The sequence below is a fragment of the Delftia sp. CH05 genome (genome assembly GCF_009827015.1).
Lineage (GTDB): Bacteria > Pseudomonadota > Gammaproteobacteria > Burkholderiales > Burkholderiaceae_C > Comamonas > Comamonas tsuruhatensis.
Window position 1 is genome coordinate 334,655 of record NZ_WUMG01000001.1, and the last position, 14,171, is coordinate 348,825.

Consider the following 14,171-nt stretch of genomic DNA (forward strand, 5'->3'; position numbering starts at 1 on the left):
TGCCGGGGCATGCGCGAGGGCGGCGCAGGGCGCGCCGCCCGGGGGGATCAGCGCAGGTTGCGCTCCATCGCGCGGTCCTTGATGAAGAAGGCCGCCAGCAGGCCCAGCGTCACGCCGAACATCACATAGAAGGCCGGCGCCATGGGCGAGCCCGTGGAGCGGATCAGCCAGGTCACGATGAACTGCGCGAAGCCGCCGAAGATCATCACCGCCACGTTGTAGGCCATGGACATGCCGGCCGAACGCACCTGGGGCGGGAACAGCTCGGCCATCACCGTGCTGAACACGCCGAAGAACACGGCCACGAACACGCAGACCACCAACTGGGTGATCAGCAGCTTCTGCACCGTGGGGCCGTCGGTCAGCCAGGCATACAGCGGGTAGAGCACCACCAGGTAGCCGATCAGCGAGCCGATGGTCAGCATGCGGCGGCCCACGCGGTCCGACAGGGCGCCGAAGAACGGCATGATCACCACCATCAGCGCGGCGCCGGCCATCTGCACCATGAAGGCATCGCGCATGGGCAGCTTCAGCGTCACCGTGGCATAGGTCACCAGATAGGTGAAGGTGATGTAGATGGACACCGTGGCCGTGACCACCAGGCCCATGCCCACCAGCGTCTCGCGCGCATGCGTGCGCAGCATCTCCATGATGCCGATCTGGCGCGCCTTGCCGCTGGCCTGCGCGGCCTGCATTTCCTTGAAGACCTCGGGCTCCTCCACATGGCGGCGGATGTACAGCGCCACGGGAACGATCAGCAGGCCCACGGCGAAGGGCACGCGCCAGGCCCAGGCCATCAGCTCTTCCTCGGTGAAGATCTCGGTGATCAGCGTGCCCGTGGCCGCGCCGATCAGCAGGGCCAGCATCTGGCCGGCCATCTGCCAGGAACCATAGAAGCCGCGCTTGCCGGGCGGTGCCAGCTCGATCAGCAGTGCCGTGGACGTGCCGAACTCGCCGCCGGCCGCAAAGCCCTGCAGCAGCCGTGCCAGCACGATGAACAGCGGCGCCAGGATGCCCACCGCCGCATACGTGGGCGCCAGCGTGATCAGCGCGATGGCCACGGCCATCAGGCCGGTCACCATCACCATGGCCGCCTTGCGGCCCTTGCGGTCCCCGTACAGGCCCAGCAGGATGCCGCCCACGGGCCGCATGAAAAAGCCCACGCCGAACACGGCCGTGGTCATCAGGATGCGGTTGATGTTGTCGTCCGGATTGTCGGGATTGCTGGGGAAGAACAGCTTGGCGACGATGGGTGTCATGAAGGCGAACACCAGGAAGTCATACCACTCCAGCGCGTTGCCGATGACGGCAGCCACGATGTTGCGGGTCGAGACGGTTTGCTTGGTCAAAGCAGGGTCCATTTCCGAAAAGGGATTGAAAAGACGGCAGTCACGCCCGGGGCATGGGTCGGCGTGCCTGCCCGGGCCGCAACCCGGGCGTACACTGCTTCGCCATATGCAATGCCTATGCCATGGCCTGCGTCGTCCACGAAGGGCGGCGCAGGCCATGGCGCAGATGGAACCACATGACTACCTGGAAAAACACCCGCGACTGGCTGGAAACACTGGTCGCATTCGACACCACCAGCCGCAACTCCAACCTGGCGCTGATCGAGTGTGTACGCGATGAGTTGGCCACGCTGGGCGTGAGTGCCCGATTGTTCCACTCTCCGGACGGCGCCAAGGCCAATCTCTTCGCCACTTTGCCGGCCAGCAATGGCGAAACGCAGGGTGGCATCGTGCTGTCCGGCCATACCGACGTGGTGCCGGTCGATGGCCAGCAGTGGAGCACCAACCCCTTTGCGCTCACCGAAAAGGGCGGGCGCCTGTATGGGCGCGGCAGCTGCGACATGAAGGGCTTCATCGCCGCCTCGCTGGCGCTGGTGCCCGAATTCCTGGCCACGCAGCGCGCCAGGCCCGTGCACCTGGCCTTCTCGTACGACGAGGAAATCGGCTGCGCGGGCGCGCCCGTGATGATCAACCAGCTCAAGGCCGAGGGCGCGCGCTTCGACGGCTGCGTGGTCGGCGAGCCCACCAGCATGCAGGTCGTGGTGGCGCACAAGGGCATCAACCTCTACCGCTGCCGCGTGCACGGCAAGGCCGCGCATTCGTCGCTCACGCCGCGCGGCAGCAATGCCATCGAATACGCGGCGCGGCTGATCTGTCGCATCCGGGACATCGCCGACCACTTCAAGGCGCACGGCCCCTACGACGAATTCTTCGACGTGCCCTTCACCACCATGACCACCAACCAGATCCAGGGCGGCATCGCGGTCAACACCATCCCCGAGCTGTGCGAATTCGCCTATGAATTCCGCAACCTGCCCGGCATGTCGGTGGATGGCATCCAGGCCCAGGTCGAGTCCTATGTGCGCGACGAACTGCTGCCGCGCATGCGCGCCGAGTTCGCCGACGCGCGCATCGAGATCGAGACCGGCGCCAGCGCGCCCGCGCTGGAAGCCTCGGAAGAAGCCGCCATCACCCAGCTGGTGCGCGCGCTGACCGCCGACCAGGAAAAGCGCAAGGTGGCCTACGGCACCGAGGCCGGCCTGTTCCACAACGCCGGCGTTCCCACCGTGGTCTGCGGCCCCGGCTCCATCGAGCAGGCGCACAAGCCCGACGAGTTCGTCGAGCTGGCCCAGCTCGACGCCTGCGAGCGCTTCCTCAGCAAAATGGGCACGAGTCTGTGATCACCCCCTGAGTCGCTTCGCGCCTTCCCCCTCTCTTCGGAGGGGGGCGTACGGGCAGCCGGCGACACCCTTGCTGCGGGGCGGCGCGGCCGGCGTAGGCCCTTGCTCGGTGTCCCTCGCCTTGGGGGCGCGGGAGTTTCGAGGTCAAGCTCAAGAAATCTCGTCTTGCCCCGCTCAGCGCACCGGGATGGCGATGGGCCGCAGCGGCGCGGCGTCGCCGCCGCGGATCTTGAGCGGGCCGCCGATGAAGGCGAACTCGTAGACCTTGTCGCGCGACAGGTCGTCCAGCGCCACCAGCTCCATGATGGGCACGCCCTTTTGCGCCAGCAGGTAGCTGTGCAGCGGTACGTAGTCGTCGTCCACCTCGGACGGGAACGTCTCCAGGCTCAGGTTGTCGGCGCCCACGATCATGGCGCCGCCTTCCTCCACCAGGAAGCGCGCGGCATCCAGGCCCAGGCCCGGCGGCTTGGCCATGTAGGCCTGGGGCTGGCCGTACAGCTTCATGCGGCCCGTGCGCACCAGCACGATGTCGCCCTCCTGCAGCGTCACCTTCTGGCGTGCCAGCGCATCCTTGAGGTCCTGGCGCGTGATGCGGTACTGGTCGGGCAGCATCTCCAGGCCCTTGGCGGCCGCCACGTCGATCAGCACGCCGCGCGCCACCAGCGGCGGGAATTTCTCTATGCCCGTGCGCTGCCAGCCCCGGTCGCCCAGGTGCTGGTCTGCGCTGAAGCCGTTCCAGATCCTGCCGCGGATGCCGAAGTGGTTGAGCGCATCGATGTGCGTGCCCGTGTGGCTGTACATGGAAAACGCCGTGCCCGTGTAGCTGCGCGTGGCGTTCATGTCCTTGCCCACGTTCATCGGGTCGTCCACCACGGTGCCGCGCGGCGTGTGCGTCATCCAGAACTGGTAGTGCGGATCGCCCGCGTCCTGCCAGCTGGGCATGCCCACGTAGTACTCGGTGGCCAGGTCATAGACCTGCCCGCCCGTGATGCGCTGCAGGATGGCCGCGCGCGAGGCCGGCGTGATCAGGTTCAGGCGGCCGATCTCGTCGGCCGGCCCCCAGGGGCTGGTGCCCACGTCCTGGCGTGCGCCGGCCGGGGGCTCGTGGCCGCCATGGGCCTGGGCCGCGGTGCCCGCGAAGGCGGCGGCCAGGGCGATCACGAGAGAGGGCAGCGCCATGCGGCGAGCGAAGCGTTGGAGAGTCATGCAAGAGTCCTTGGTCTGCTGAAAGAGGGCGCGCATGCCGCGCGCGAGGGAAGGCGGAAAAACGCCGATGAAAAAAAGCAAAGACGGGGGCGCTCAGGCCGCCAGGAAGTGCAGCCGTTCGCGCAGCGCAGCCAGCGACTGGGTCTGCAGCGGCGGCAGGCCCGGCGCGATCAGCGTGGGAATGGAGCGCAGGCCCATGCGCTGCGCCAGAGCGCGGTCCTGGCGCACCTGCTCCAGCGCCTGGGCGCCTTCCATGCAGCCCGCGAAGGCATTGCGCTCGAAGCCCGTGCGCGTGGCGATGTCCAGCAGCACTTCGGCGTCGCCGATGTTGCGGTGCTCGCTCATGTGGGCATGCTGGATGGCGTCGAACAGATCCCAGTGCGCGTCATCGCCGCCCAGGATCTGGGCCGCCTGGCAGGCCAGTGCGCCGGCCATGCCGCTGGGGTACTCGAAGGCCTCGCGGCGCATGCCCTCGATGTCGATGCGGTCCTCGTCGTCATGCTGCGCGCAGGCCTGCCAGTGCTCCAGGATGACCTGCTTGGCGCGCTCCATGGAGCCGAAGGCCGCCACCATCTCGGCGCGCGAGGCCTGCAGCACGAAGCTGCGGTGGCGCACGCGCAGGCCCAGCTCGCGCGCCACCTGGCGCAGGCGTGGCGACATCACGTAGCACCAGCCGCAGACCACGTCATGGAAGAAGTCGATGGCGGGGGCGACCGCAGGCGCCGCTGCGGGCGCCGCCTGCAGGGCCTGCTGCGGCGAGGCGGCCGCCGCATCCTGCGCGGGCAGGGCGCAGGAAAAATCATTGCATTGCGTCATGCTTGTGTCCTTCATGGCTGTGATGGACGGCAAGCGTAGGCCGCAGGCCCGGCGCGAAAAAGGGGCGCGCGCTTGAGGAACTCTTAACGCGGCGTCAACAATCCTCGCCCATGGCGGCGGGCAGCTCCTCGGCCAGGAAGTCCACGAAGGCGCGCACCTTGGGCAGCAGGTGGCGCTGCGTGGGATAGACCGCGTAGACATGGCGGGCCTGCGCGGCCTGGTCCGCAAGGTCCAGTGCGACCAGCTGGCCTGCCGCAATCGCCGGCCGCGCCAGGAACGAGGGCAGGGCGCCAATGCCCAGGCCCGCCACCAGCAGGTCGCGCAGCATCAGGCTGTTGTTGACGTTGGCGCGCGCCTCGGACGGCGCCTGTGGGCTCTCGCCCGCTTCGCGGGGCGCATGCGCCAGGCTGTAGTTCAGCAGCGCATGGCCGCGCAGCCCGGCGGCACTGGCCGGGCGGCCATGCGTCTGCAGATAGGACGGGGCCGCGCACAGCATCTGCGACAGCGAGGCCAGGCGCCGCGCGATCAGCGAGGAGTCCGCCAGCTCCGCGCTCAGGCGGATGGACACATCGAAGCCCTGGCCCACCGCGTCCACCAGCCGGTCTTCCATGGACAGGTCGATCTGCAGCTGCGGATGGCGCTGCATGAAGCGCGCCAGCAGCGGCGACAGCGTGCTCAGCGCAAACGACAGCGGCGCATTCACGCGCAGCCGGCCGGCCACCTGCTGCGACTGCGCGCGCACCGACTGCTCCAGCGCATCGAATTCATCGAGCAGGCGGCAGCACTCGGCGTAGTAGGCCTGGCCCGTGTCGGTCAGGCTCATGCGGCGCGTGGTGCGCTGCAGCAGCACGGCGCCCAGATGGTCTTCGAGCGCGCGCAGCTGCTTGCTCAGCGCGGCCGAGGACAGGTCCAGCGCGTCGGCCGCCTTGGCGATGGAGCCCAGTTCTACGATGCGCCGGAAGGCGCGCAAGGGGGTCAGCGTATCCATGGGGAAAAAGCAAAGAGTGGCGCGCAGCGTAGCAGGCCGCTCGGGTTTGCCGGGGCATGCCTGCGGGGGCAGGGGCGACAATCGCCAGGTACGGCGCGCCCGCCGCGCCTCTTTGTCTTCACCGAATCTGTCCATCCCATGCCCCAGACCACTCCCGCCTGCCCCCAGTGCGGCCTTGAAAACACCTATCCCGACGCCACCAGCTACATCTGCCCCGACTGCGCCTTCGAATGGCCCATGCAGGCCGAAGAAGAGTCCGGCGAAGCCGCCGCTGGCGACGGCATCGTGCGCGACGCCAACGGCAATGCGCTGGCCGACGGCGATGCCGTGATCCTGGTCAAGGACCTCAAGGTCAAGGGCTCGTCCACCGTGCTCAAGAAGGGCAGCAAGATCAAGGGCATCCGCCTGGTCGATGGCGCCGACGGCCACAACGTGGACTGCAAGACCGAACTGGGCTCCATGCTGCTCAAGTCGGAGTTCCTCAAGAAGGCCTGAGCATGCTGGCGCTGTCGCTTGCGGTATCGGCGGTCCTCGGGCTGCTGGCGCTGTGGGTGTTTGCGCCCCTGTTCATTGCGCTGACCGCTGGCGCAGTGGTGGCCCTCATGCTGCTTGCGGTGGCGGGGCGCATAGGCCACACAGAGCGCACCGCGCGCACCCTGCCCGTGGCGGGCTGGTGGGCCGTTGCGCTGTGCGCCGGCGCGGCCTGCGTGGCCATGCTGGTGCTGCTGCCCGACCGGCTCGATGGCGCACCCTTCCTCGCCTTCGGCATGGGCCTGCTGGCAGCCACCTGCGCCGGGGCGCTGGTCTGGTTGACGGGCTGGCTGATCGCCGGGCGGCAGCCTGTGCAGGTGTCATGGTGGACCGGATCGGCCCTGGCCGGCCTGGGCGCCTTCCTCGCCCTGCTGCTGGGCGGCCCCGATACGGCGGGCTGGATGGCCTGGCGCGACCAGCTGCGCGGCTACGAGGCCGTGCCGCTGCGCATCACGCTGGCCGAAGCGCCCACGGCGCAGCGCGAGCAGGCCCTGGCCGAACTGCTGCAGCCCTTGCTGGAGCAGGGCAGCCGCGCCGTCAGTCATCGCCAGTCCACGCGCTTCGGCAACTCGGTCGAGCATGCCGTGGTGCCCGCCCGCTGGCGCATCGAGGGCACTCTGCTGGAGATCATGCTGGCCGATAAGCCGCCCGCGCCCCTGCTCAGCGCCCATGTCGCTTTGCTGGAGCAGTTCGCCGCCAGCGGCCCCGCCCAGGCGGGCCAGACGCCTTCGTGGCTGATGCTGGCCAGCGCCCAATGCCTGCCGCCGCCGCGCCTGCGCGAGCTGTCGCGCCTGCTGGGCCAGGGCAGCGAGCTGCTGGCCCGCGCGCGGCGCTGCACGCAGCAGCGCTCGGCGCAATTGCAGCGCCTGTGGCCGCTGCTGGCCGGCAGCGTGGAGCGCGTGGAAGTGGGCGAGGCGCGGCGCTTTCATCCGTGGCTCGGCCTGCAGGGCTGGCAGGCTGTGGCACTTCCCGACAATCCGGAACCCTAGGCGGGCTCCACGTCCTTCCACTGGCCGGGCTCCAGGCCGTCCAGCGTGTAGGGCCCGATGGCCGCGCGCACCAGCCGCAGCGTGGGGTGGCCAATGGCCGCCGTCATGCGGCGCACCTGGCGGTTGCGGCCTTCGCGGATGACCAGCTCGATCCAGCAGTCGGGAATGTTCTGGCGCACGCGGATGGGCGGGTCGCGCTGCCACAGCACGGGCGGCGGCTCCAGCCGGCGGGCCTGCGCGGGCAGCGTCATGCCGTCGTTGAGCTGCACGCCCTGGCGCAGGGCCTGCAGCGCGGCCTCGTCGGGCAGGCCCTCGACCTGTACCCAGTAGGTCTTCTCCATCTTGAAGCGCGGATCGGCGATGCGCGCCTGCAGCGGCCCGTCATTGGTCAGCAGCAGCAGTCCTTCGCTGTCGGCGTCGAGCCGGCCTGCCGCATGCACGCCCGGCACGTCGATGTATTCCTTGAGGCCACGCCAGCGGCCCTCGGGGGTGAACTGGCTGAGTACACCGTAGGGCTTGTTGAAGCACAGCAGGCGTGAGGGGCCGGTGTCGGGCCGGTCGGCGAAGGCGGTCTGCAGGCGCCGGGATGGGCCCGCAAAGGAGCGCGAGGGAGGGCGTTTTCTGGGTTGCATGGACTCAGCGATTGTCGTCGGGATAGACCGCACGCACGCACTCCAGCCAGGCCCTCGCCGCGCGTGACAGATAGCCGCTGCGCCACAGCTGCACCACGTCCCAGTGCAGTTCAGGCCCCACCAGCGGGCGGCTGGACACGCGCCGGGGGTCGAACCGCGCGATCACGTGCTCGAACATCACGGCCACGCCCACGCCTTCTGCCACCAGGTCGCCGATGAAGTCCCAGTAGCGCGTCTGCAGCCGCACCTGTGGGCTGAAGCCTGCCGCCGCGCAATGTTCCAGCACGGCCTGGTGCAGGGCGAAGTCCGAGGTGTAGAACACAAAGGGCCGCCGGGCCAGCTCGCTCCAGTGCACGGGTGCGTCCGGGTCGGGCACCTCGTGCGCGGCAAAGGCCACGCGTGTCTTCTGGTGGGCGATGGTGCAGTACTCCAGGCCCTCTCCGGCCAGGTCACCACCCGCCTCGCCCGCGCCGTGCAGGCCCAGCGCCATGTCCAGCTTGCCGTCCAGCAGCAGCTGGCGCTGGGCGCGTGCGCCCTGCTCCTGCACATGCAGTTCCACGCCCGGATGCAGTTGCTGAAAGCGCGCGATCACGGGCGCCATGTAGTGCCCGGCCGTGGGCATGATGCCCACGCTCAGGCTGCCGCGCGCAATGCCGTCCACCTCGGCCACCTCCTGCAGCAGCTGGCGTGACTGCTCCAGCACCTGCAGGCCGCGCGCATGGACCACCTGGCCTGCGTCGGTCAGTTGCACACCGCGCCCCTCGCGCAGCAGCAGCGGGCCGCCCAGCTCCTCCTCCAGCGCCCGCACCATCTTGCTGATGGTGGGCTGGGTCACATGCAGCGCCTCGGCCGCACGCGTGAAGCTGTTGCAGCGCACCACCTCGACAAAGTAGCGCAGCGCGCGCAGGTCCATGAGGATTCCTTTTGTGCATGGGAAAAATGGAGATTATTCATTTTACGAATCTGAGTGGAAACCCTAGGATTGCCCCATGTCAAAGATTTCCGCCATGCCCGTCCTGCGGCCGCAGGTGTTTCAGGGCCTGCAGCACCGCTGCTGGCCGCTGCTGCGCGGCGTGCTGCAGGTGGGGCTGCTCAGTGCGCTGTGGGTGGCCATGGAGGCCGTGCGCGCCCATTTCGGCTGGGGCATGCCGGCCGGGCTGATCGGCTTCGCCTTGCTGGCCACGGGCCTGTTCAGCGGGCTGGTCAAGGCCCGCTGGCTGCAGGGCGGCACCAACTGGCTGCTGGCCGAGATGCTGCTGTTCTTCGTGCCCGCCATGCTGGTCGTCACCGAATACACCGAGCTGATCCAGCACCAGGGCCTGCGCATCCTGGGCGTCATCGTGGCCAGCACGGCCTGCGTGATGGCCGCCACGGCGCTGGCCGTGGACCGCGTCTACCGGCTGGAGCTGTGGCTGGCCCGGCGCCGCTCCACGCGCGCCGGGCTGCACAGGGAGCAGGAATGAACGCCATGTTCGACCAGGCCATCGGCCTGCTGTCGCTGCTGGCCACGCTGGCCTGCTATGCGGCCAACAAGCGCGTGTACCGCCGCCATCCGCATCCGCTGCTCATGCCCATCGTCGCCACGCCCATGGTGCTGATCGCGCTGGCGCTGCTGACCCATGTGCGCTACCCGCAGTACATCGCCCAGACGCACTGGCTGGTCTGGCTGCTGGGCCCCACCACGGTGGCCTTTGCGCTGCCCCTGCACGAAAACCGCCACTTGCTGCGCAAGCACTGGATGTCGATCGCCACCGGCGTGCTCGTGGCCAGTGGCGTGTCCATTGCCACCACCATCTGGTTCGCACAGGCCTTCGGACTGCCCGTGGACCTGCAAAAGGGCCTGGCCGTGCGCTCGGTGACCACCCCCTTCGCCATCGAGGCCGAGCGCGTGCTGGGCGGGCCCACCGACCTGGCCGCGCTGTTCGTGCTGCTCACGGGCGTCAGCGGCATGCTCATGGGCGAGACCATCCTGCGGCTGCTGCCGCACGTGCGCAGCAAGCTGGCTGCGGGCGCCATTCTGGGCGGTGCCGCGCATGGCAGCGGGGTGGCGAAGGCGCGGCAGTTCGGGGATGTGCAGGCGGTGGTTGCTTCGTTGGTGATGATGATTGCGGGGGCGTTGAATGTGGTGGTGGCGCCTTGGGTGAGGGTGCTGTTTTTCTGAAGTGATTTGCTGAAGTGATGCGGGAGCTACTATCCGTGACCGAGGTTTGATGGCTGGGGTTTTTGGGGACCCGGCTGTCTTTGGGTTTGGGGCGGGATGGGGCTGCCCGTGAGGGCGTCCGCATGCCTTGCACATGGTCTTGACTCCCGCCCACCTTGTTTGCTTTTGGCTTAGGTGCATTTTTTGCCCCTGCCGGGTGGTTGTTTTTCGAGGCCGGGTCTCGGCCCGGCAGCCGACTGCCCTTTCTTGATTCGCCAAGAAAGGTCAGATCAAAGAAGGCGACCCGGATGTCCGCGACCCCTTCGCTGCGCTGCGGGGCAACCTGCGCCGTGGCGGTTGCGGGGTTCGCTGCGGAACTCGCTGCGTTCACTGCGTGAACTCCGCTCAGACAACCGCAGCGAGTCAGATGACGAAGCAGTCCTGTCCTGCGGCAGGACTGCAACCCCGCAACCACCACGGCGCAGGCGCGGACATACGGGGAGTGGGTGCGGGCCTTCGCTGCGCTCGGCCTGGGGCTTCGGGGCGCTTGCGTTCCTGAATGCCTCTATCATTGCGGCGGCCCCCTGTTCAGGGGCTGGTGCGTAAGAACACCTTTAGAGTAAGCGGCGCTGCCTCCCCGTTAGCGAGGCCTTGTCACGTCTGATCACTCGGAAAGAGTGGGCATAGCGCCCGCTCGTCCATGCGGTTTTGGGCGGGATGGGGCTACCCGCAAGGGCGTCCGCACGGCTTGCTCTGTGTTCTTAACATCCCGTCCACCTGTCTGTGCGTAAGAACACGGGTCGGTGGGTTCGATCTCAGCAAGGAGCACGAAACCATGTACGCCGTTTTTCTCTCGGCCTTCTCCATCCAGTGTGCGCGCAGTCCAGGCGTGCCTGCCGTGAGAGAGGTCGCGCTATGAATACCGCTTCCACAACCCTGACCCAGCCCACGCCGCAGCAGTTGAGCCATGCCGTGACCGAAATCGGCCGGCTGACGCTGCAGGGCAGCAGCGAGGTGTACTCGCTGGGCCAGCTGGCGCTGGCCTGGCTGGAGCGGCCCGAGGGCTACCGCAATCTGGAGGTGGTGGCCAATGCGCTGCAGGCCATTTGCGGGGCTGCGCAGCGGATGGAGGAGCTGGTGGAGGACGAGGTCAACCACGTGCATTGCCTGCAGGAAGACCCGGCGTATCTGCGGCGAATGGCGGCTGCTGCGGCGGCGTTTCAGCGCTGATTCGCTGGTCCGCTTGCCAGGGCGCCCCGGGCTGCTGACTCCCGGAATCCGCCCAATGAAAAAGCACCTCGAAAGGTGCTTTTTTCTCGTCAGCCGAATGCTGTTCAGGCCAGCGTGTAGGCGGTCTTCACCGTCGTATAGAACTCCTGCGCATAGCGGCCCTGTTCGCGCGGGCCGTAGCTGCTGCCTTTGCGGCCGCCGAAGGGCACGTGGTAGTCCACGCCGGCCGTGGGCAGGTTGACCATGACCATGCCGGCCTGGCTGTGGCGCTTGAAGTGGGTGGCGTGCTTGAGGCTGGTGGTGGCAATGCCTGCGGCCAGGCCGAAGGGCGTGTCGTTGGCCACGGCCAGGGCTTCCTCGTAGTCCTTGACGCGGATGACGCTGGCCACGGGGCCGAAGACTTCCTCGCGGTTGATGCGCATGGCGGCCTGGGTGTCCACGAACAGGGTGGGCGCCATGTAGTAGCCCTTGTTGCCGCTGCCGGTGTGGCAGGCGGCGGCTGCGCCGCCGGCAGCCAGCACGGCGCCTTCGGCCTTGGCGATTTCCACGTAGCTCAGGTCCTGCTCCAGCTGGGCCTGGCTGACCACGGGGCCCATGTCGGTGCCTGCGGCGCGGGCGTCGCCCACCTTGATCCTGGCCATGCGGGCCTGCAGGGCCTCGATGAAGGCGGGGTAGATCCTGTCGGTGACGATGAGGCGGCTCGATGCCGTGCAGCGCTGGCCCGTGGAGTAGAAGCCGCTTTGCGCGGACAGCTCCACGGCCTGGGTGAGGTCGGCGTCGTCCAGCACGATCTGCGGGTTCTTGCCGCCCATCTCCAGCTGCACCTTCTTGCCGCTTTCCACGCAGGCGCGGGCAATGCCGCGGCCCACGCCCACGGAGCCGGTGAAGCTGATGGCGGCCACGTCGCTATGGCGCACCAGGGCATCACCGATGACACGGCCCGGGCCCATGACGAGGTTGAAGACACCGGCCGGAATGCCCGAGCGGTGAATGATGTCGGCCAGCGCCCAGGCGCTGCCGGGCACCAGGTCGGCGGGCTTCAGGACCACGCAGTTGCCGAAGGCCAGGGCCGGGGCGATCTTCCAGGCGGGAATGGCGATGGGGAAGTTCCACGGCGTGATCAGGCCCACCACGCCGACGGGCTCGCGCGTGATTTCCACGCCGATGCCGGGGCGCACGGAGGGCAGGGTTTCGCCGGCCAGGCGCAGGCATTCACCCGCGAAGAACTTGAAGATCTGGCCTGCGCGGCCGACTTCGCCAATGGCTTCGGGGCGGGTCTTGCCTTCCTCGCGCGCCAGCAGGTCGCCCAGCTCTTCCTTGCGGGCCAGGATTTCGTTGCCGATCCTGTCCAGGGCGTCGTGGCGGGCCTGGATGCCCGAGGTGCTCCAGGCGGGAAAGGCCGCGGCCGCCGCGGCGATGGCGGCTTCCACATCGGCGGCATTGCCCTGGGCGTACTCGCCGATCACATCGGACAGGTCGCTGGGGTTGGTGTTGGCGCTGTAGCCGTCGGCGGCCTTCCATTGGCCGTTGATGAGGTTGTCGTAGCGGGACATGAGGTGCTCCGGGAAAGGGGTAACGGAAGGAAGGGGTCAGCGGACCATGCAGGGGCGCTTGTTGTCGAAGGTCCAGCCGGGAATCAGGTACTGCATGGCCATGGCGTCATTGCGCGCTCCCAGGCCGTGCTCCAGGTACAGGGCGTTGGCGCGCTGCAGCGCGGCGCGGTCCACGGTGACGCCCAGGCCCGGGGTCTTGGGCACTTCGACGAAGCCGCCCTTGATCTGCAGCGGGTTCTGGGTGAGGTACTGGCCGTCCTGCCAGATCCAGTGCGTGTCGATGGCCGTGACCTTGCCGGGCACGGCGGCAGCCACGTGGGTGAACATGGCCAGCGAGATGTCGAAGTGGTTGTTGGAGTGCGAGCCCCAGGTCAGGCCCCAGTCGCGGCAGGTCTGGCCCACGCGCACGGAGCCGGCCATGGTCCAGAAATGCGGGTCGGCCAGGGGGATGTCCACGGACTGCAGCGACAGCGCATGCACCATCTGGCGCCAGTCGGTGGCGATCATGTTGGTGGCCGTGGGCAGGCCCGTGGCGCGGCGGAATTCGGCCATGACTTCGCGGCCCGAGAAGCCGTTCTCGGCGCCGCAGGGGTCTTCGGCATAGGCGAGCACGCCGTGCATGTCGCGCATGAGGCGGATGGCGTCCTTGAGCAGCCAGCCGCCGTTGGGGTCCAGCGTGACGCGCGCCTGCGGGAAGCGCCTGGCCAGCGCGGTGACGGCCTCCACCTCCTGCTCGCCGGCCAGCACGCCGCCCTTGAGCTTGAAGTCGTTGAAGCCGTAGCGCGCGTGCGCCGCCTCGGCCTGGCGCACGATGGCGGCCGGGTCCATGGCGGTCATGTGGCGCACCTGCGTCCAGTCGTCGCTGCCGCTTTGGTCTTCGCCGGGCCTGACGTAGGGCAGGTCGGTCCTGTCGGTGGGGCCGGTGAAGAACAGGTAGCCCAGCATCTCCACGCGGTCGCGCTGCTGGCCTTCGCCCAGCAGGGCCGCCACGGGCACGCCCAGGTGCTGGCCCAGCAGGTCCAGCAGGGCCGATTCCACGGCGGTGACGGCATGCACGGCAATGCGCAGATCGAAGGTCTGCAGGCCGCGCCCGCCCGTGTCGCGGCCGGCCAGGGCCTGCTGCACGTTTTGCAGCAGCTTGAGGTGGTTGCCCACGGACTGGCCGATGAGCAGCGCCTTGCTGTCCTCCAGCGCCTGGCGTATGCCTTCGCCGCCAGGCACTTCGCCCACACCGGTGTGGCCCGCGCTGTCGTGGATGAGCACGATGTTGCGCGTGAAGTAGGGCGCATGCGCGCCGCTGAGGTTCATGAGCATGCCGTCGCGGCCGGCGACGGGAATGACTTCGATCTCGGTGATGGTCGGGGTGGAGGACATGGCGTGCTCTTGGATCGTTGGAT

14 protein-coding genes are annotated in these 14,171 nt (G+C 68.4%); 6 read left to right on the forward strand and 8 right to left on the reverse strand.

Annotation, left to right across the window (positions count from 1 at the left end; all coding sequences use genetic code 11):
* Nucleotides 1-47: 47 nt before the first annotated feature.
* A complete protein-coding gene (locus GRX31_RS01470) occupies nucleotides 48-1,361 on the reverse strand; it encodes an MFS transporter (protein WP_016448697.1) in 1,314 nt (437 codons plus the stop codon).
* A 164-nt stretch (nucleotides 1,362-1,525) separates the two neighbouring features.
* Here GRX31_RS01470 and argE point away from each other — a divergent pair, with 164 nt between their 5' ends.
* A complete protein-coding gene (argE, locus tag GRX31_RS01475; RefSeq protein WP_046240753.1) occupies nucleotides 1,526-2,689 on the forward strand; it encodes an acetylornithine deacetylase in 1,164 nt (387 codons plus the stop codon).
* Nucleotides 2,690-2,863: 174 nt separating this feature from the next.
* Here argE and GRX31_RS01480 read toward each other — a convergent pair whose 3' ends face one another.
* The 3 genes from GRX31_RS01480 to GRX31_RS01490 all read right to left on the reverse strand — a co-directional run bounded on the left by GRX31_RS01480 (nucleotide 2,864) and on the right by GRX31_RS01490 (nucleotide 5,699).
* Nucleotides 2,864-3,895: a cyclase family protein gene (locus GRX31_RS01480; RefSeq protein WP_016448695.1), complete on the reverse strand. Its 1,032-nt coding sequence runs from the start codon at nucleotides 3,893-3,895 to the stop codon at nucleotides 2,864-2,866.
* A gap of 93 nt (nucleotides 3,896-3,988) precedes the next feature.
* Nucleotides 3,989-4,711, reverse strand: a complete 723-nt coding sequence (locus GRX31_RS01485) for a DsbA family oxidoreductase (RefSeq protein WP_016448694.1) — start codon at nucleotides 4,709-4,711, stop codon at nucleotides 3,989-3,991.
* A gap of 94 nt (nucleotides 4,712-4,805) precedes the next feature.
* Nucleotides 4,806-5,699, reverse strand: coding sequence for a LysR family transcriptional regulator (locus tag GRX31_RS01490; protein ID WP_043789383.1), 894 nt, complete (start codon nucleotides 5,697-5,699; stop codon nucleotides 4,806-4,808).
* Nucleotides 5,700-5,837: 138 nt separating this feature from the next.
* On the opposite strand from GRX31_RS01490, the gene GRX31_RS01495 reads away from it, so the two are divergent.
* A complete protein-coding gene (locus tag GRX31_RS01495; RefSeq protein WP_013800120.1) occupies nucleotides 5,838-6,194 on the forward strand; it encodes a zinc ribbon domain-containing protein YjdM in 357 nt (118 codons plus the stop codon).
* 2 nt (nucleotides 6,195-6,196) lie between these two features.
* Entirely contained in the window at nucleotides 6,197-7,219 is a 1,023-nt protein-coding gene (locus GRX31_RS01500; protein WP_070080796.1) for a hypothetical protein, read from the forward strand.
* On the opposite strand, the gene GRX31_RS01505 is transcribed toward GRX31_RS01500, so the two are convergent.
* Both GRX31_RS01505 and GRX31_RS01510 read right to left on the reverse strand, forming a co-directional pair.
* A complete protein-coding gene (locus tag GRX31_RS01505; RefSeq protein ID WP_012202181.1) occupies nucleotides 7,216-7,851 on the reverse strand; it encodes a pseudouridine synthase in 636 nt (211 codons plus the stop codon). The two genes, GRX31_RS01500 and GRX31_RS01505, sit on opposite strands and share 4 nt — an antisense overlap.
* Nucleotides 7,852-7,855: 4 nt before the next feature.
* Nucleotides 7,856-8,764: a LysR family transcriptional regulator gene (locus GRX31_RS01510; RefSeq protein WP_012202182.1), complete on the reverse strand. Its 909-nt coding sequence runs from the start codon at nucleotides 8,762-8,764 to the stop codon at nucleotides 7,856-7,858.
* A gap of 76 nt (nucleotides 8,765-8,840) precedes the next feature.
* Here GRX31_RS01510 and GRX31_RS01515 point away from each other — a divergent pair, with 76 nt between their 5' ends.
* The 3 genes from GRX31_RS01515 (at nucleotide 8,841) to GRX31_RS01525 (ending at nucleotide 11,221) form a co-directional block, all read left to right on the forward strand.
* A complete protein-coding gene (locus tag GRX31_RS01515; RefSeq protein WP_016448689.1) occupies nucleotides 8,841-9,314 on the forward strand; it encodes a CidA/LrgA family protein in 474 nt (157 codons plus the stop codon).
* 5 nt (nucleotides 9,315-9,319) lie between these two features.
* Complete coding sequence (locus tag GRX31_RS01520) at nucleotides 9,320-10,012, forward strand: LrgB family protein (protein ID WP_034399547.1); 693 nt, start codon at nucleotides 9,320-9,322, stop codon at nucleotides 10,010-10,012.
* A gap of 894 nt (nucleotides 10,013-10,906) precedes the next feature.
* A complete protein-coding gene (locus GRX31_RS01525; RefSeq protein ID WP_160851190.1) occupies nucleotides 10,907-11,221 on the forward strand; it encodes a hypothetical protein in 315 nt (104 codons plus the stop codon).
* Nucleotides 11,222-11,325: 104 nt separating this feature from the next.
* Here GRX31_RS01525 and GRX31_RS01530 read toward each other — a convergent pair whose 3' ends face one another.
* Complete coding sequence (locus GRX31_RS01530) at nucleotides 11,326-12,774, reverse strand: aldehyde dehydrogenase family protein (RefSeq protein ID WP_017405270.1); 1,449 nt, start codon at nucleotides 12,772-12,774, stop codon at nucleotides 11,326-11,328.
* Nucleotides 12,775-12,810: 36 nt separating this feature from the next.
* Nucleotides 12,811-14,148: an enolase C-terminal domain-like protein gene (locus GRX31_RS01535; protein ID WP_016452156.1), complete on the reverse strand. Its 1,338-nt coding sequence runs from the start codon at nucleotides 14,146-14,148 to the stop codon at nucleotides 12,811-12,813.
* Nucleotides 14,149-14,171: the final 23 nt, after the last annotated feature.

Bases quoted from the DNA above. Each gene is read 5' to 3' on its own strand.
- GRX31_RS01530 (WP_017405270.1), bottom strand. From the start codon at position 12,774: ATGTCCCGCTACGACAACCTCATCAACGGCCAATGGAAGGCCGCCGAC.
- GRX31_RS01470 (WP_016448697.1), bottom strand. From the start codon at position 1,361: ATGGACCCTGCTTTGACCAAGCAAACCGTCTCGACCCGCAACATCGTG.
- GRX31_RS01500 (WP_070080796.1), top strand. From the start codon at position 6,197: ATGCTGGCGCTGTCGCTTGCGGTATCGGCGGTCCTCGGGCTGCTGGCG.
- GRX31_RS01505 (WP_012202181.1), bottom strand. From the start codon at position 7,851: ATGCAACCCAGAAAACGCCCTCCCTCGCGCTCCTTTGCGGGCCCATCC.
- GRX31_RS01485 (WP_016448694.1), bottom strand. From the start codon at position 4,711: ATGACGCAATGCAATGATTTTTCCTGCGCCCTGCCCGCGCAGGATGCG.
- GRX31_RS01535 (WP_016452156.1), bottom strand. From the start codon at position 14,148: ATGTCCTCCACCCCGACCATCACCGAGATCGAAGTCATTCCCGTCGCC.
- argE (WP_046240753.1), top strand. From the start codon at position 1,526: ATGACTACCTGGAAAAACACCCGCGACTGGCTGGAAACACTGGTCGCA.
- GRX31_RS01515 (WP_016448689.1), top strand. From the start codon at position 8,841: ATGTCAAAGATTTCCGCCATGCCCGTCCTGCGGCCGCAGGTGTTTCAG.
- GRX31_RS01520 (WP_034399547.1), top strand. From the start codon at position 9,320: ATGTTCGACCAGGCCATCGGCCTGCTGTCGCTGCTGGCCACGCTGGCC.
- GRX31_RS01480 (WP_016448695.1), bottom strand. From the start codon at position 3,895: ATGACTCTCCAACGCTTCGCTCGCCGCATGGCGCTGCCCTCTCTCGTG.
- GRX31_RS01525 (WP_160851190.1), top strand. From the start codon at position 10,907: ATGAATACCGCTTCCACAACCCTGACCCAGCCCACGCCGCAGCAGTTG.
- GRX31_RS01495 (WP_013800120.1), top strand. From the start codon at position 5,838: ATGCCCCAGACCACTCCCGCCTGCCCCCAGTGCGGCCTTGAAAACACC.
- GRX31_RS01510 (WP_012202182.1), bottom strand. From the start codon at position 8,764: ATGGACCTGCGCGCGCTGCGCTACTTTGTCGAGGTGGTGCGCTGCAAC.
- GRX31_RS01490 (WP_043789383.1), bottom strand. From the start codon at position 5,699: ATGGATACGCTGACCCCCTTGCGCGCCTTCCGGCGCATCGTAGAACTG.